The organism is Halpernia humi, from assembly GCF_900108025.1.
GTDB lineage: Bacteria > Bacteroidota > Bacteroidia > Flavobacteriales > Weeksellaceae > Halpernia > Halpernia humi.
In genome coordinates, this window is record NZ_FNUS01000005.1 from 247,613 (window position 1) to 265,234 (window position 17,622).

General features: G+C 30.7%; 17 protein-coding genes. All 17 read right to left on the reverse strand.

The window, feature by feature from the left end; all coding sequences use genetic code 11:
* Positions 1 to 11: 11 nt before the first annotated feature.
* The 17 genes from C4S29_RS11250 to C4S29_RS11330 all read right to left on the reverse strand — a co-directional run bounded on the left by C4S29_RS11250 (position 12) and on the right by C4S29_RS11330 (position 17,619).
* Positions 12 to 1,028: a hypothetical protein gene (locus tag C4S29_RS11250; RefSeq protein WP_103914187.1), complete on the reverse strand. Its 1,017-nt coding sequence runs from the start codon at positions 1,026 to 1,028 to the stop codon at positions 12 to 14.
* Complete coding sequence (locus C4S29_RS14995; RefSeq protein WP_103914188.1) at positions 1,025 to 1,522, reverse strand: acyltransferase; 498 nt, start codon at positions 1,520 to 1,522, stop codon at positions 1,025 to 1,027. The genes C4S29_RS11250 and C4S29_RS14995 overlap by 4 nt, the downstream gene beginning before the upstream one ends.
* Positions 1,519 to 2,802 carry a lipopolysaccharide biosynthesis protein gene (locus C4S29_RS11260; RefSeq protein WP_103914189.1) on the reverse strand — a complete coding sequence of 428 codons (1,284 nt, stop codon included), beginning with the start codon at positions 2,800 to 2,802 and terminating at the stop codon, positions 1,519 to 1,521. Before C4S29_RS11260 ends, C4S29_RS14995 begins: the two co-directional genes overlap by 4 nt.
* Entirely contained in the window at positions 2,802 to 4,112 is a 1,311-nt protein-coding gene (locus C4S29_RS11265; protein WP_103914190.1) for an O-antigen ligase family protein, read from the reverse strand. Before C4S29_RS11265 ends, C4S29_RS11260 begins: the two co-directional genes overlap by 1 nt.
* 83 nt (positions 4,113 to 4,195) lie before the next feature.
* On the reverse strand, positions 4,196 to 5,461 hold the full coding sequence (locus tag C4S29_RS11270; protein ID WP_159969851.1) for a sialidase family protein: 1,266 nt from the start codon (positions 5,459 to 5,461) through the stop codon (positions 4,196 to 4,198).
* Between the two features lie 4 nt (positions 5,462 to 5,465).
* Positions 5,466 to 5,891 carry a YhcH/YjgK/YiaL family protein gene (locus tag C4S29_RS11275; protein ID WP_103914192.1) on the reverse strand — a complete coding sequence of 142 codons (426 nt, stop codon included), beginning with the start codon at positions 5,889 to 5,891 and terminating at the stop codon, positions 5,466 to 5,468.
* On the reverse strand, positions 5,888 to 6,688 hold the full coding sequence (locus C4S29_RS11280) for a cytidylyltransferase domain-containing protein (protein ID WP_103914193.1): 801 nt from the start codon (positions 6,686 to 6,688) through the stop codon (positions 5,888 to 5,890). Before C4S29_RS11280 ends, C4S29_RS11275 begins: the two co-directional genes overlap by 4 nt.
* A gap of 84 nt (positions 6,689 to 6,772) precedes the next feature.
* Positions 6,773 to 7,840 (reverse strand): N-acetylneuraminate synthase family protein, encoded by a 1,068-nt coding sequence (locus C4S29_RS11285; RefSeq protein WP_103914194.1) that lies wholly within the window; start codon positions 7,838 to 7,840, stop codon positions 6,773 to 6,775.
* A gap of 3 nt (positions 7,841 to 7,843) precedes the next feature.
* Entirely contained in the window at positions 7,844 to 8,890 is a 1,047-nt protein-coding gene (locus C4S29_RS11290; protein WP_103914195.1) for a nucleotidyltransferase family protein, read from the reverse strand.
* Positions 8,887 to 9,987 carry a UDP-N-acetylglucosamine 2-epimerase gene (neuC, locus tag C4S29_RS11295; RefSeq protein WP_103914196.1) on the reverse strand — a complete coding sequence of 367 codons (1,101 nt, stop codon included), beginning with the start codon at positions 9,985 to 9,987 and terminating at the stop codon, positions 8,887 to 8,889. Before neuC ends, C4S29_RS11290 begins: the two co-directional genes overlap by 4 nt.
* The gene (neuB, locus tag C4S29_RS11300; RefSeq protein ID WP_103914197.1) at positions 9,984 to 11,009 is read right to left on the reverse strand and encodes an N-acetylneuraminate synthase; all 1,026 of its coding nucleotides are present in this window, start codon (positions 11,007 to 11,009) and stop codon (positions 9,984 to 9,986) included. The genes neuC and neuB overlap by 4 nt, the downstream gene beginning before the upstream one ends.
* A complete protein-coding gene (locus C4S29_RS11305) occupies positions 11,006 to 11,623 on the reverse strand; it encodes an acetyltransferase (RefSeq protein WP_103914198.1) in 618 nt (205 codons plus the stop codon). Before C4S29_RS11305 ends, neuB begins: the two co-directional genes overlap by 4 nt.
* Positions 11,624 to 11,713: 90 nt before the next feature.
* Positions 11,714 to 12,859: a LegC family aminotransferase gene (locus C4S29_RS11310; RefSeq protein ID WP_103914199.1), complete on the reverse strand. Its 1,146-nt coding sequence runs from the start codon at positions 12,857 to 12,859 to the stop codon at positions 11,714 to 11,716.
* Positions 12,860 to 12,861: 2 nt separating this feature from the next.
* Positions 12,862 to 14,049, reverse strand: a complete 1,188-nt coding sequence (locus tag C4S29_RS11315) for a UDP-N-acetylglucosamine 4,6-dehydratase (RefSeq protein ID WP_185116963.1) — start codon at positions 14,047 to 14,049, stop codon at positions 12,862 to 12,864.
* Between the two features lie 60 nt (positions 14,050 to 14,109).
* On the reverse strand, positions 14,110 to 15,276 hold the full coding sequence (locus tag C4S29_RS11320) for a nucleotide sugar dehydrogenase (RefSeq protein ID WP_103914201.1): 1,167 nt from the start codon (positions 15,274 to 15,276) through the stop codon (positions 14,110 to 14,112).
* 67 nt (positions 15,277 to 15,343) lie between these two features.
* Positions 15,344 to 16,624 carry a nucleotide sugar dehydrogenase gene (locus tag C4S29_RS11325; RefSeq protein WP_103914202.1) on the reverse strand — a complete coding sequence of 427 codons (1,281 nt, stop codon included), beginning with the start codon at positions 16,622 to 16,624 and terminating at the stop codon, positions 15,344 to 15,346.
* 5 nt (positions 16,625 to 16,629) lie between these two features.
* Positions 16,630 to 17,619 (reverse strand): SDR family oxidoreductase, encoded by a 990-nt coding sequence (locus C4S29_RS11330; protein ID WP_103914203.1) that lies wholly within the window; start codon positions 17,617 to 17,619, stop codon positions 16,630 to 16,632.
* Positions 17,620 to 17,622 lie beyond the last annotated feature (3 nt).

Consider the following 17,622-nt stretch of genomic DNA (forward strand, 5'->3'; position numbering starts at 1 on the left):
AAGTAGTAAAATTATAACTCATTATTAAGTCTGTAAAAATCAACAATATTAATGTTTGAATCTTTCTCGTATTCATCATAAATTTTACTAATAATATCATTATTAAAATTTATTTCTCTGTCTTCTAATTTAATAATCATCTTCTTCGGCGTATTTTTATAGAGTTTGCTTAAATTTGGAAGAATTGGCGAATAAAAAGAATATAATATGACTGGAATTATTTCTAATTTACCAAATAGATTTTCAAAAGGTTCTTTATTTTTTACAACTTCAAAACCAAGTTTTTCTATCTCTTCTAATTTTAAAGCGTTTTCTTTTCTATGCGAAAAATATATCAATTTCTCTTTTTTGTGCTGGCTTATAATTTTATTTAAAATGCCAAAATAATAATTTTCTGAAACTAAATTTAACTCTGAAACACTAGAACCCAGCAAGAAAATTAGATTTGCATCTACTTCACATTTATTATCAATTTTAGTGAATTTATATTTTATACTTTTGTCTGTTTTTGTATTTGGCAAATGTAAATCATATTGGGTGAAGTAAGTTAAACCTGTAGGATATTTTAAAGTCTTACCATAAATTAAACTTTTAAATATTAATTTTCTTTTTACATTTCTATTAATATTCTTTGATCTTTCCGAAGCAATTTTTATACTTGCTGTACCTTCATCCATTAGAATTACATTTTTCGGATTAAGTATTTTTATTGCTAACAAAGACGAGTCATTTTTATATTGGCTAAAAAACAAATTTTCAACAGCATTTTTCTTTAATTTTTCTAGCAAATTTATGTAACTTATTGGTCGATCTCTCTTCAAAAAAACATCTTTAAACACCCAATTATCGAGTAAATGAAAGTTTCTTATGTTATACTGATTTATTTTTTGATCCGTCCAAATGGTATCATTTTCTTTACTAAAAAATAGCACAATGTAATCTTCGGATTTAAACTGAAAATAATTAATAGCTTCTTTTACCTGAAGCATCTGATGTTCTGTACCGATAATAAAAACTGACTTTATCATTGATGAAATTTCTTTTCCATTTTTAATCTTTCAAAATGTTCCGCATCTCTTTGCATGAAAGTAATTGCAGGATTTCCGCCTGCTATACCATATTTTGGAACATCTTTCGTAACAACAGCACCTGCCTGAATAATGGCACCTTCACCAATAGTTACGCCACCTAAAATTATGACTTTGCTGCCCAACCAAACAAAATCGCCAATAGAAATACTTTTATTTATATGTGTTTTATCATACGGAATCGCGTCTCCCTTATAATTGTGGTTACTTGTAATAAAAAGAATATCTGTACCAGAATGAAAATAATTCCCAATTTCTACCTTACCAGAACCAACAATTTGCAAACCATTAAAACTACAATAATCGCCAATTGAAGTTTCATTAGTAACTGTAGTATAACCATTTACGATCAAATTCTTACGAGACCCTTTCGCTCTTTTCATTACTCTTGCTTTGTAAAATTTACGAAGCAGCCTGATAATTAATTTTTTCATTTTTTTCGTTTTTTCAAAAGATTATAAACATTAAAAAGTGTGATTAAAAAAATCAGAAGCCAAGATAAAAAATTAACTGTGGCAGCAAAACTAACACCGAATTTTTTTACAAATAATAAATTTAAAGTTAAACTTAAAACAAGTGCCGAAACTGAACCAATTACCAACAACCAGTTCTTCTTATAAAACTGAATGATTGGCGTTAACAACCAATAGCATCCTTGTAGAATGTTTGAGCCAATAAACCAATGTATAAAATTTTTGCCACTATCATATTTATGACCGATAATTTTGGTAAGAAAAAAATATAAAAAAATCCAATAAGAGATGCCAATTACGATATAAAGTGCAGCAATTAAAAATTGTATTTTAAAAATTTTCTTAAACGATTCTTGTTTACTGAGAACCCCAAAAACATAAGGAAGCCAAGCAGCATTAAGCGAAACGGCAAGAATCTGCGTTACTGAAGTAACTTGAAATGAAGCAGCATAAATGGCAACTTGTGATAAATTTAGCTGATGGTTGATAATAAACCTATCCGAAAGTGCAAATGTATATGCTAGCAAACTGTTAATAAGTAAGGGCACGCTGTAATGAAAAATATCTTTTAAATATTTTTTACTCAAAAGAAATTTGAGTTTAAATTTATAATTAAGATAATAAATGGAAATACTGCCAAATATTAAAAAAACCGCCGCTTCACCATAAATAGCATATTGAAGGTTAAAAAATTTTAAAAAATAGGCAAGAGTAATGATAAGAAAATATAATACTGATTGTCCTAAAACTTGTATTGCAAAACTTCTATTATTATTTTCACATCTTAATAGACCGCGTTGGGATGCGTTTACTGAAGAAAAGAAGCCAAAAAGTACCACTAAATATAAAACATATTTGGGCAGACCAAAAAGGTCTGGAAATATTGTTCCGCTAAAAAATATTATAAAAATATAAACAAATGCCGTTGTAATATTCATTAGGAGAACATTCCCGATGTACATTCCGAAATCTAGTTTGTCTTTTTCGTAATAATTTCTAATAATTGCTTCAGACATAGAAAGCCCAACCAGCGGAATGAAAAAATTAGAAGTGGCTCTATAAAGTGCAAAAGTACCATAATCTGAAAGTGAAAGCGCTCTCGTGAAAAGTGGCAGCAGAATAAAAGGAAAAGCCTTATTTATGAAGTTAATAATAATAAATACTACGGAAGACTTCACCAAAGTAGAGGTAAACAATACTTTTTTTAAATTTTTTATCTGGGCTAAAGCGTTGGTTTGCATTAATGGCTTTCTTCGTTTAATTTAATGTCTTTGGTAATATTTTGAGCAGAATGAATTTGAAATGCCAAGAAAAAGAGTAAAATATAAGTACCCCATCCATTTATAAAACCACTAGAGATAAATAAATCATTTCCTGTCATACCAATTGCAAAATATGCTAAAAAACCAAAAAGAAAAAGTCTGAAAATTTCGTTTTTAGACTTGTCAAAAGTTCTAATTTTTGAATTAAGATTTATGTAGTAAATCATAAAATTAAGAAGTAAAATAAATCCGAGTACACCTCTTTCAACCAAAATATTAAGAAAAATATTATGAGAATTAGTGTAGCCTCGTTCATTTATTAAATTAAAATTACCAATACCTACTCCTAAAAATGGATGCTGTGAAATGCTATTGATACTTTGTTTATAAACTGTAAATCTTTCATCTTGTGAAATAGTTTCAATTGCACCACCATCCATAAAGAAGCGCGCTGCAAAGGAATCAAATACATTGATATTAAATATAAAATTCAACATTAAAAGTAAGATTGACACAACAATTGATATATAAAAAATATTTCTAAAAGTGTTGTTACTTTTGCCAATAATTAATAGTAGTAATAATGAGTAAACCACAAGCGCTGTTCTACTCATTGATACTACCAAAAGTATTGCAATAAGAATTATAGCAAGCGGTCTTAAAAATTTTTTATATTTAAAATTTTGCTTGAAAAATATAAATGGAAAAAATGGAACTACAATTTGTGTAGTAACGTTTGACATCCAGATTAGTCCACCAGATCTTTGAAATTCGCCGTCTACAGCAATAGATTTATTATTAAAATACATACCTAATCCCAAAAGCAATAGTATGCAAATAAAGCAGTGAATAATAAAAACAATATTTCCTTTATTTTCAAAAAACTCAGAAGGTATTTTTAAAATAAGTACAAAAAATATTAATGGTCCTAAAATGCTTACCGCTGAAATAATTACTGATGTTTGAACGTTTATACTTAAAATAGAATTTAGAATATGAAAAAATAATAAAAATATAGAAAAAAGAAATATTTTTTTGAAATCAATAATTTTATGAAATTTTGAAAATAAATTGGCAAAAACCAAAAATACAATCATTATTAAATTTGTCTGAACTCTTGCAAACCCATATACGTCAAAGGTTTTACCAAAGAAAGTAGGGTCAAGTATTTTCTGGAAAAATGGTTCAATGAAGATACATGCAAAAAATGAAATAAAAAATAATGTATATCTTCTTCTAAAAAATAGAATCAGCCAAATGAAATTAATTAAAATAAAAAGATATAGCATTAGCTTGTTTTTGTAACTTTCGCAGTTCTACGTAGAAATGCAATTAAAATCTGTAAAATTAGTATTATTTTTAATAGAAAGAATTATACTTTTAGTCTAATTGTAACCCAATCTTTTTGTTTTTGCTTCGAGTATATTCTTTGGTATGAAACTACGATTTCTTTACTCACTCGATCTTCATAAATTGTGGTGTGCCCTAAATCTAAATTTCCTTTGGCTTTTTCATCTGGCTTTTGTGTGTCTAGAGTAATTATGCTTGATTTTATTAAAGTCATAGTTTTTTGATCTACTTCTCCCATTACCAAAGGAAATCTAGGCAAGTTACCTTTTGGGTTGCTTTCACTTATATTTCCTACCCAATAACATCTTCCGTTAGAATGTGTAAATAAAATAGACATTGATGATGGTGAGTAAAAAGGATTGCCATCATCGTATGTCCAAGGTTTCGGCTTAGACCATGTTTGTCCATCGTCTTCAGAAATGGAAGCCCATTTGTAACCCAATAATTTAAAAGTTGGGTCTTTAATTCCACCATTACTGCCACGCATTACGCATAACAAATTTCCATTTTCCAATTTTGCAATCGTTGGTTCTATTAAGCCACGCGTGGTTAATTTAGGATCTCCTTCAATTTTGTTATTCATTTTCCAAACCAATTGGTTGTTTTCCCATTTGCCTCGTAGTATCATTACATCAGTATAGGAAGTTGTGCCCCATGGATTGTATAAGTTATTTCTATTCAAATTATTATTTTGATTTGGTAATATTGTTGCTTGAACTGGCAAAATTATTTCTCCTATATTATTAATAATGGGTTTGCTCCCAAAATCTCCAATGTAGTAGGCGTTTTTTCCCGTCCAAATTCCTGGAAACGGATTTTTTTGGCTAAAATTACCTTCGCTTACTAAAGGAGAATCAAAGAGCCAAGAAACACCGTTGTCATTTGAAACACGATATCTAAGATAATAATCTTTCTGCGCTTCAATTGGTTCTACTGAATATTTTGCAATTTGAGGATTGTCTAAAGAATTAAAAAAAGAAACTAAAATGTTTTTTTCTGGGATATATATTGAGGTTGTAATGTTTCTTTGTGAAGAATTTGGTACTTTTCCCAAATTTTTAATACTTGTGGGTTCTATGGCCCACGTTTTACCATTATCATTTGATACGCGAAATCTTGCTCGCAAAATATTCTCCGTATTTGAAACATATAGTGCATTATAAAATCCTGGCTGAACGGTAGATGTCTCGTAAGACAATACTTTTATGGAAGTTTGCGAAAAAAAAGTAGTTGCACAAAATAGGGTAAATAAAAGTATAAATCTCCACTTTAATTTTGCAAGTTTCATAAAATTACAATAATAGTTTATAAACATTTTTCTTCACATTTACTGTACGCTCTACATTTACTCCTGTTTTATGTATTTCATTAGGAAATAAAATTAAAAAATAGCCTTTAGATAAAATAACACTCTGCTGTTTTTCTCCTTGAAATAAATGGTAATCCATTTCATATGGTTTTGTAAGTGTCATTTGATTGATATCTGCAATTTCTACAATCTCTTCTCCTTCTAAAATAACGTGTATATCTAGATAAACTTTATGACCTTCCCATAAACCAGTTGTTCCGTCTGTAGTTTCATACTGCAAACCTATCCCAAATTTTTCTTCACCTGCAATTTCAAATCTTCCTGCTCTAAATTCATTTTGTAAGTCTTCGGAAACAAAAGCCAAATCCAAAGAATATCTATTAATATTTTCTAATTTATCTAAAATCATTGTTTGTAAATTTTGTGTTTAATTTCTTTTATTTTTTCATCATTTTCAATAAAAAATGTATTTATTCTTTCAATTGTTTCTGGGCTAAGTGCGGCTTGCACTTTTTCCGAATTAATCTTTAAAACTTCAGGATTTTCATCTAAAAAATTGAGTGCATTTAATAGAGAAGGAGTAGATTGATAAGGAAAATGATTAAATATTTTATTCATCATTTGAAAATCTTCGGGATAATCATTTGTTAATCTCAAATTTGGTCTTACAAAAAAATTATCTACTTTAATTTTTGCAACTTTAAATAATTCTGGTCTGTTTATTAGTGGCCCCCAAATTTCGGTATCTACTTCTTTTTTAAACGCACAAACTGTCTTTAGTGCTTTTACACTTAAACCATAAACACCGCATCCAATTGGCAAGCCTTCAGCAACTACAAAATCATCCGCATCTTTTTTTAATTTACTTACAATTTGATTGGCATAGTCAATAGAAAATAATGGGTTTTCTCCTGTGATACTTAAAATATAATCGAAGGAGAAAAAATCTGACGCATCTGCGAGTCTTTGAAGTACATCATCTTCAGAACCAAGATAGTAGTGTATTTTATTTTTTAAAGCTACGTCTGCTAACGGTTTATCTTGAGGATTGGTTGAAGTACACAAAATAACGCCTTCTACATTGTCTATTTTTTTGCTTCTGTTTATAACGTGTTCTATGATTGTAAACCCATTTAAATCTTTTAATAATTTAAAGGGTAATCTTGAAGATTTAAGGCGTGCTGTTATTAGTAGTCCTATTTTCATTTTGCGTTTATTTTATTTTTAAGATCATTTGCAATTACTATAATTCCTTTTACCAAATAGTGTATGGTGATTTTGTAATTAATTTTAATTTTCCGAAACAAAAAATTGATCAAAATTTTCTTTTTGGAATAAATATTCTACATTATTAAAACTTATAATTTCATCTTTCGCAATATCTTTACTTGCTTCTGCGCCCAGAATTTTCACTATATCTTTCTGCAATAGCGAGCTTGAAGTTTCAGTTCTTTTGAAAGCCACGTTTGAAAGCGTAATTTTTTGTCCTTTTTTTATGTTTTCTCTTGCAACAATTGCTTTTTTCATCGGACCTGTGTTTCCATAATTTTTTTCCGCTTCCGAAAACACTACACTTTCTTTTCCTATCGTTTTAAAAACAGTATTCGCATCTTCTATTATTTCAGCCATTTGCTCAATAGAAACAGCCGCTTGCGCATCTATCCTTTTTTCGCCCAAAACATTTGTCACATGTTTTTCAAGAATATTGAAGCCCATGGCTTGCGGAAGAACGCTAATTAATCTATTTTTTTTATCAGTAGGATCCGTGTGGTCTGCATATCCAATTGGAAGTGAAAATGCTTCTCTCAAAAATTGCATCCTTTTGAAATTAATATCTTCATAATTTGTAGGATAATTTTGAAAACCGTGCATCAATAATATATCATTTTTACCATTTTTCTTTAAAAAATCTACCGCATAAAAAATCTCATCAATTGTTGAACCCCCTACTCCCAAAATAATTGTTTTTTCAAAATTAAGACATTCTTTAAGTAAAAAAATATCATTCAATCCTGTAGAATGAAGTTCTATTGCTTCTACATTGTATTCATTTTGAACGGAATTTACCCATTTTAAACTTTCAAGATCATTTGTTAATAAAACTAAATCTCGATTTTTGCTATTCACTAAATTGAAAATTTCTTTCCAATCTTCTTTTTTAATTGAAATATTTTTTAAAACATCAACCGCAGGGTGGTTTTCTATAATATAATCTTCTAAATCAAAAAGCAGGTGAAACTTTATAGCATTAATATCTAAATTGCAAAAATCATCTATCAATTTTAGAAGAAAATTTTTATCTCCTTCATGATGAAATGCTGTTTCGGCGATAAAATAAGGTTTAATTTGAGGTAACATTTTTTAGAATTTTATATGTTTAATATCTTTCTGCGCTTTTTCAAAATCTTCATGTTTGCCTACATCCAGCCAATAGCCAGAAAGTGGGTACGAAACTACTTTAAGTTTTTCTGCAATTAATTTTTCCATTAAATCTGTAGCGTTAAAAAAATCGCCTTTAGGCAGAAATTTTAAGACTGATTTCTTCATTAAATAGATACCTCCATTAGAGTAGTAGGTATAAGTTGGTTTTTCTTTAAAACTTTTTATATGGCTGCCTTCAGTTTCTAAAACGGCGTACGGAACGCTAATTTGGTAGGGAATTGTAACCACGGCAAAATCTGCTTCTTCATTAATAAAATCCAAATAGAAATGTTCGTAATCTAAATTGGTAAGCACATCAGAATTTGTGATTAAAATATAATCATGAATAAAATTATCAATTTTTGAAACGGCACCTATAGTTCCTAAGGGGGTATCTTCCCAAACATAATCTATATTTAAATTTCGCTCTTTGCCATCTCCAAAATAATTTTCAATTTGCTCACCTAAGTATTTTACGGAAAACCAAAAATCATCTATACCATACAAAGCAAGGCGATCTACATTGTGTTCCATAATTGCTTTGTCTCCTACTTTTAGTAGTGGTTTGGGAACAGAATCTGTTAAAGGTTTTAATCGCTGTCCTCTTCCACCAGCCATTATCACGGCATCTACGGGTAAATAAGATCTGATCTCGCGAAAGTTTATCACATTTACCACTTTATGCTCTGCATCTAAAACGGGAAGTATTCTAAAATTTCCCTCACGATAATCTATAATTTTCTGAATATCTCGCGCTCCCTTTTCTATAAATTTGGGGTTTTCTTGGATAATTCCATTTACTTCATCCTCAATTGAAACTCCTTTCAAAAGTCCTCTCCGCACATCGCCATCCGTGAGTGAGCCCACTAAAATATCTTGGTGATCTACCACAAAAAGAATGGCGTCTTTCGCAAGAATATCTAGCTGAACCAAAGCTTGCTTTATGCTGCTTCCAGAAAAGATTAAATGCTCTCTAAAGTTTCTCATAATTCTTTTATAGTTTTAATGATTTTATCTGCTGCACCTTCTCTATAATAAATATTTTCACAAGAAAAATTGCCTTTTTTAAGCATTATTTTTGTTTTTTCTATAATGTCGTCCGCATTGAAAATAGCATTTAAAACATTTCTACTTTGGGCTCTTCCTTCTTGTCTTTTCCCAACATTTATAACGTATTTACCAAAAGACGCGGCTTCTATAATTCCGCTGGATGTATTCCCAATCAAAATTTTAGCATAATACATGGCAGAAAAATAATTTATTTTTCCGAAATTTTCTAGAAGCAGTATTTTATCTGGTTTTTCAGATTTTAATTCTTCTAATTTCTTTCTGTATTCCGTGCCTTGGGTATCTGCATTTGGCATCGTAATAATTAAATTTATTTCTTTTGAAATTTCTTCTAAAGCAATTTTCATTTCTTCTGCATAAAGACAATTTTCTTTTATAGCAATAGTTTCAGGATGAAAAGTAATAAGTGCAAAATCATCTTCTTTTATAGAAAATTTATTGTAAAAAGTATCTTTATCAATAGGAATAAAATTACGCATCTCATCGAGGCTTAGAGCACCAACTGTAAAAATATTTTTATCTGAACCCGTAAGTGCTTTTATTTTATCTGAATAAATAGTGGATGAGCTAAAATGAAGTTTTGATGCGATTGATATTTGATGCCGATATATATTATCTATAGCGCCTAAAGTGGTTTCTCCTCCGTGAATATGTGCAAATTTTACCCCAAAAGGAATTCCGGCCTGAACTGCAGCACTCATCTCAAAACGGTCTCCCAAGCAAAACACAATATCATATTGATTCTTATCCCAAAAATCAGCAAATTTCATTGCAGTTAAGGCATAAGAAGTTGCAATTGCTTGTTCATCATCATTAGAAATCAATGTGCTAATTGTATGAATTTTAGGATAATTATCATTTTCTATTTCATTTAATGTGTAACCATTAAATTTCGAAAGATGTGTCCCAAATGCAATAATTTCAAGATCAAAAAAGGCATCGTTTTTTAATTTATCAAGTAATGGTAAGTAGATGCCATAATCGGCACGTGAACTTGTTAAAACTCCAATTTTCATATTAAATCACTCCAAATTAATTTATCAAAAGCACTTGCATCGCTTCTAAGCTTTCTACCAATAACTTCGTTCCATCTGATTGATGAAATACCATCTCCAGGCCGAAGCGAAATAATATCGTCTTCAGAAATAATACTTCCTGCTTCTAAATCTTTTTTTAAATGGATGCTTTTTCTTGCAATATTTATATTTTTTATTTCACTTTGGCTAGGTTCTTTTCTACCAGAGCCACTAATGGCCAATTCTATATTTCTAATTGCCGAAACCATTGCTTTTAATTCTTCAGGATTTAAAGAAGCTTTATGATCTGGGCCAGGAAGATTTCTGTCTAGAGTAAAATGCTTTTCAATAATTGTTGCACCGAGAGCCACTGCAGCAGTAGGAACTTCAATTCCTAAAGTGTGATCTGAATATCCGATATTTACACCAAAAGCTTCACCAATTGTGAGCATTGCTTTTAAATTAACGTCTCCCATTGGTGTTGGATACTCTGTATTGCAATGCAAAACTGTAATTTCGTTTCTTTCTATTCCATACTTTATTAAAATATTTAATGCTTCTTCAATTTCACCTAAAGTTGACATTCCAGTAGAAAGTATGACTGGCATTTTTTTCTGTGCAATCGCTCGCAAATAGGGGAAATTAGTAATTTCACCACTTGGAATTTTAAATAAATCTAGCCCCAAAGACTCTAAATAATTAACGCCTTCTACATCAAAAGCGGTCGAGAAAAATTTAATGTTTTTAAGTTTACAATATTCTATTAATTTTAAATGATTTTCGTGGCTTAACTCTAATTTTTTTAGCATATTGAATTGAGAGTCATCGTCGTTACCTATATTTTTTGCTTGATAGTCTGCTTTTTTTGCAGTAGGACTTACAATAGTTTCTGCTTTAAAAGTTTGAAATTTTACATAATCTACACCCGCTTCAGCCGCTGCATCTACTAACTGAAAAGCCTTTTTAATATCGCCGTTATGATTTACACCTGCTTCCGCGATTATAATTACTTCATTTTTCATATTTCTCTTGTTGGGTTTCCAACTATTTTTTTTCCATCAGGAATATTTTTTATTACAACTGAACCTGCGCCAATAATAACATCTTTTCCTATTTTAATACCTTGCTTTACAACAACATTTGCGCCAATAAAGGTGCGTTCGCCAACCGAAACATTTCCTGCTAGAACAGCACCTGGAGCAACGTGCACTGCTTCTCCTAAAATGCATTCGTGCTCTACGATGCATCCGGTATTTAGAATGCAAAAATTTCCTATTATTGCCAATGGATTAACTGAAACGTTTTTTGATACAAAACTACCCTCTCCAATATTTACATTTTTTGAAATTGATGCAGTAGGGTGGATAACCGTTTTCAATAATTTGTTCTTATTTACAATTTGTTTTCCAATCTTTTGTCTTAATTTATTATCTCCAATTCCTAATATGAACTCATAATCATCTGCCCAGCCTTCAAAATCTTTATTTCCCTCGAAACCAATATAATTTAGATTAAAAGGATTAGTATTTACCTTACTAACTTCAGAATAATAGTGAAGTTTCAATCCCATACAAATTGCCGCATCTGCTACTACAAAAGCGTGGCCAGAATATCCAACTAATATCATTTTTTTCATATGTAGATATTTATTGTTTTAAGTGGTCATTTGCAATCACTTTTATCTTAATTTGTGTTGGTTTGCAAAATTGTTAATGGCGATTTCGTATTAAATTCTAAAGCTACTCGGTATATTAACAATTCTTTCTTCTAAAAACAAGGCATTTTTTTGTGCATCTTTTTGGCAATTTTCATACATCGGCAAGCGAAACATAAGTTGCCAAATTGGCCTTGTCATTACATTATTTTCATTTGTGTATTTTAGAAATATGTCCCGCTCGGTTTTGTTTTCAAGTTCTACACACATCAACCAATAGTTTGCTTTTGTGTTTGGTGCTTCAGTCCGGAAATTAATGCCTTTAGAATCAAAAAACGTTTTATAGAAACCGGCAAGTTCCCTCTTATTTTCTAGAAATTTATCTAACTGCTCTAATTGTGCGCAAGCTAAAGCGGCATTCAAATTAGGCATCCTAAAATTGTAACCAATTTCATCATGAAAAAATTCATAAGGATGTGGTTTTTTTGCTGTTGTTGTAAGGTATTTCCCTTTTATTCCTAATTCTAGATTATTGGTTACAATTGCACCACCACCACCAGAAGTCACTATTTTATTTCCATTAAAAGAAAAAACGCCTAAATTACCTATACTTCCAGTTGGTTTCCCTTTATAATAACTGCCTAAAGATTCTGCTGCATCTTCAATAACTGGTATTTTCCACTTGGCACAAACTTCTATAAGTTCATCCAAATGAACTGGAAAGCCGAAAGTATGCATTGGGACACAGGCTGCGATTTTCTGTCCTGTTTTTTTATTGTAACAAGCATCTTCTCGCAAATCCCCATATTCATTTAGAAAATCTTCAACGGCTTTTGGAGATAAACCCATTGTATCTAAATCTACATCTAAAAAAATAGGATTTGCACTGTTGTAAATTATTGCATTTACGGTTGCCACAAAAGTTAAAGCTTGTGTTATGACCTCATCATTTGCTTGCACGCCAACAAGTTTCAACGCCACTTGAATGCCTGCGGTTCCATTTACAACTGCTACTGCTTTTTGAGTGTTTGTTATTTTGCACATTTTATCTTCGAAAGTATCAACGAAAGCACCTACGGAAGATACAAATGTAGTATCGATGGTTTCTAATAGATATTTCTTTTCATTCCCACCAAAATGTGGCGCATGTAAGGGAATAAAATCTTTAGAATAGAATTTTGATTTTATAAAATCTATTGATTCTTTATAATTGCTCATACCTACATTTTTGAATCTAAATATTTCCCTGTTTCTTTGTGTCCAAAATCTGGAATCATTTTATGAAATAATTCAACCAATTGTTTTTTATTCCAAAAACCATCTTTTTTTAAATCTAATATAGAATTTGTAAAAAATTCTAATTTAGTATTGTCAAAATCTAATTTGTTTTTTATAACACCTAAATTTTCAAACCTATTCATATCTAAAGTTTCCAAATCTGTGAAAAATTCTTCAAAATCTTTTTCGCCAGTTGTGTCGCTTTCCGTGAATAAACATGGCCATTTGCCTTCTGCTGGTAAAGTTTCCATCAATTTTCTCGCTTCATTTTCATCTTTACAAAGAAAAGGTTCATACCCCAAATTTTTTAGAAATTTTTTCGCTATTTCTGCAAAGGTAATAAGATGTAAACTTTCACTTAATTTTGGGAAGAAAATATCTCTATTTTCACCAAAAATACAAGACATTAAGCATAACTCCCCTGATTCTTGAGGAATAACGAAATATCTTTTAATATCATTTGGTGCAACAATGGGTTGTCTTTTTTGAATTCTTTGGTTAAATCCATGCAAAAGTGATCCATCTGAAAATGCCACATTTGCAAAACGCGCTGTTGAAATTTCAATATCCTTACTTTTTCGCATGAGATACATTTCCATAATACGTTTAGAAGCGCCCATCATATTTACAGGATTAGCTGCTTTGTCTGTGGAAACGCAGAAATATTTTTTTACTCCTTTTGCGATAGATTGGTTTATTGTTTTCTCTGTATTAAAAATATTTACTTGTATCATTCGCATTAGAGTAAAAGGGTCTTTCTCGGAACGGACGTGTTTTAATGCGGATAAGTTTAAAACATAATCATATTCACCATCAGATTTTATAAATGCATCATATTCTTCCGAACCTATATCTAACGCAAAAGTTTGGAAATCCCCGTCAATATATCCAAAGGAACTTCTTATATCTCTTACAAGTTCCACCATATTATTTTCTGAAATATCTACAACATGCAATTTTAAAGGATTTCTTTTAAAAATTTCTTTAGTAACTGCTTGTCCAATAGAACCTGCGCCACCAATCACTAGAAATTTGGAATTAGAAACAATTTCTTGTAGTTCTAATTCATTTTTTCTGATGTCATTTGTGAATAGTAATTTATTTCTACCTATTAAATTGAGAGTTTCCATAATTATTAGATTTTTCTAGCTATAAATATAAAATATAAGAAAATTAGATTGCTTGTTGATTTAATCACTCCCAAATAAATCCCGTGTGTAAACTTTTTCTTTCACATCTTCTAATTCTGAAGATTGGCGGTTAGAAATAATAACATCACATTCATTTTTAAAGGCAGGTAAATCGCGCATTACTTTAGAACCGAAAAAAAATTCTTCTTCTAAAGCAGGTTCAAAAACCACGACTTCTATACCTTTGGCTTTTATACGTTTCATAACACCTTGTATGGCGGAAGCTCTAAAATTATCTGAACCGGATTTCATAATCAATCTGAAAACACCAACTTTTTTGGGATTTTTTGCGATAATAGAATCTGCAATGAAATCTTTACGGGTTCTATTCGCATCGACTATTGCGCGGATTATATTATTAGGAACAGCATCATAATTTGCCAATAATTGTTTGGTGTCTTTCGGGAGACAATAGCCGCCATAGCCAAAAGATGGATTATTATAATGAGAACCGATTCTTGGGTCTAAACTCACACCTTCTATAATTTGCTTGCTATCTAATTCATGAATTTGTGCGTAACTATCTAATTCATTAAAATAAGCTACTCGCATTGCTAAATAGGTATTAGAAAAAAGTTTTATGGCTTCTGCTTCGGTTGCGTTGGTGAAGAGAATAGAAATATCTTCTTTTACAGCACCTTGCTTTAGGAGGTCAGCGAAAATTTCTGCGCGTTTACTTTGCTCACCAATAATGATTCTTGACGGATAGAGATTGTCGTACAACGCTTTCCCTTCTCTTAAAAATTCTGGAGAGAAAATAATATTCTGAAAATTTAATTTTTCCTTCAAAGATTCGGTAAAACCTACAGGAACTGTAGATTTTATAATGACCACAGCGTTCGGGTTTGTGGCTTTTACAGATTCTACAACAGACTCTACACTTTTGGTATTGAAATAGTTGGTTTTCGAATCATAGTCTGTGGGCGTTGCCACTAATACATAATCTGCATTTTCGAAAGCATCATTTTTATCTAAAGTCGCTCTGAAGTTCAAATTTTTATTGGCTAAAAATTCGGAGATTTCTTTATCTTCAATTGGTGACTTTTTGTTATTAAGCATGTCAATTTTCTCTGACACAATATCCAAAGCCACAACTTCATTGTACTGAGACAATAATACTGCATTAGAAAGACCAACATAACCAGTTCCAACTATCGCTATTTTCATATGTGTATTTTTATATTTTTCTAAAAATAATTAAGTAATGAACTTAAATATTTAAAATTAATTTTAATTACAATCTGGCATCAAAATTATTTATCACGCCTTTTACATCATAAATAATAGAATTTTCTTTCTTATATTGAAGCAAATCAAGGTTTAAAAATTCTTTGTGCGCAACACCAAGAATAATGGCATCAAATTTTTCATTTGGATTTTCATTCGTGCTTTTTACACCATATTCTTTTAATACTTCTTCTGGGTTTGCCCAAGGATCATAAGTTGTGACTGTCGTTCCATAATCTTCTAAAGCAGAAATAACATCTACAATTTTTGTATTTCTCACATCTGGACAATTTTCTTTAAAGGTAATGCCTAACATTAATATTTTAGCATTATTTATCGAAATATTTTTTTTAATTATTGTTTTAATAACCTGCGAGGCAATATATTCTCCCATAGAATCATTCAAGCGGCGTCCTGCTAAAATAATTTCTGGATGGTAACCATATTCTTGGGCTTTTTGTGCTAAATAATAGGGATCCACACCAATACAATGCCCACCAACAAGACCTGGTTTAAAAGGCAAAAAATTCCATTTTGTTCCCGCTGCTTCTAGAACATCATGGGTATTAATATCCATTAAATTAAATATTTTTGCCAATTCATTTACAAAAGCAATATTAATATCGCGCTGAGCATTTTCTATCACTTTTGCGGCTTCTGCTACTTTAATTGTTGGTGCTAAATGTGTTCCAGCGGTAATTACAGATTTGTAAATATCATTTATAATCACTCCAATTTCTGGTGTAGAACCAGAAGTTACTTTTAATATTTTTTCTACCGTATGTTCTTTATCACCTGGATTAATTCGTTCTGGTGAATAACCAGCGAAGAAATCTTCATTAAATTTTAAACCTGATATTTTTTCAATTACAGGAATACAATCTTCTTCTGTTGCTCCGGGATAAACGGTAGATTCGTAAACTACAATATCTCCCTTTTTGATTACTTTTCCTACAGTTTCACTTGCTTTAAGCAGCGGTGTGAGAACAGGACAATTATTTTTATCAACTGGCGTTGGAACTGTAATAATATAAATATTAGAATCTTCAATATCTTTTAAATCATAGGAACAATATAAACCAATCTCAGATTTTGCAGGATTTTGAGTAACAAGTGATGATTGCAACAGTGCATCTGAAACTTCCAAAGTATCATCATACCCAGTTTTTAATTGACTAACACGGGATTTATTGATGTCAAAACCTACAACAGGAAATTTAGTTGAAAAAAGTCTTGCCAAAGGTAATCCAACATATCCTAATCCTACAACAGTTATTTTATGTAGCATATGGTTTATTTAAGATTATTCCAATACCAACTAACCGCCTCTCTTAAACCCTTTTTCATAGAAAATTGTGGATCATAATTCAGTAATTTTTTAGCTTTATCAATGCTTGCTAAAGAATGTGGCACATCACCTTTTCGATAATCGCCATATTTCACCTCTACTTCCGCTATTTTTGGATCAAATTCTGATAAATATTCTTTTAAATATTCTACCAAATCATTTAAGGTTGTTCTTTCCCCAAAAGCCGTATTGTAAATTTGATTTTGGGCATCATTATTTTCTGAAGTTAAAGCCAAGAGATTCATTAAAACGACGTTATCAATATAAGTAAAATCCCTAGAATATTCGCCACCACCATTTATTATTGGAGATTCGTAATTCATAAACTGCATTACAAACTTTGGAATTACGGCTGCATACGCGCCTTTTGGGTCTTGTCTGCGTCCAAAAACGTTAAAATATCTTAAGCCAATAGTATCAAAATTGTATGTTCTTTTAAACACTTGGGCATATAGTTCATCTACATATTTGGTTATAGCATACGGAGATAAAGGTTTGCCGATTATATCTTCTACTTTTGGCAGCGATTCAGAATCGCCATAAGTGGAGGAACTTGCAGCATAAACAAATCTCTTCACACCAGAATCTTTAGCCGCTACGAGCATATTTAAAAAACCTCCAACATTGACATCATTGCTGGTAATTGGATCATTTATAGAACGTGGAACTGAACCTAAAGCGGCTTCGTGAAGAACAAATTCCTGATTTGCGCATGCTTTCTTGCAGGTTTCTAAATCGCGAATATCACCTTCTATTAACGTAAAATTTTCATTTTTCAGAAATGGCTCTATGTTTACACGTTTTCCTGTAGAAAAATTATCCAAACAAGTTACGACACAACTATTATCTAACAAAGCCTCACACAAGTTAGAGCCTATAAAACCTGCTCCTCCGGTTACAAGAATTTTTTTATTTTTTAATTCAATAAAAATCATATT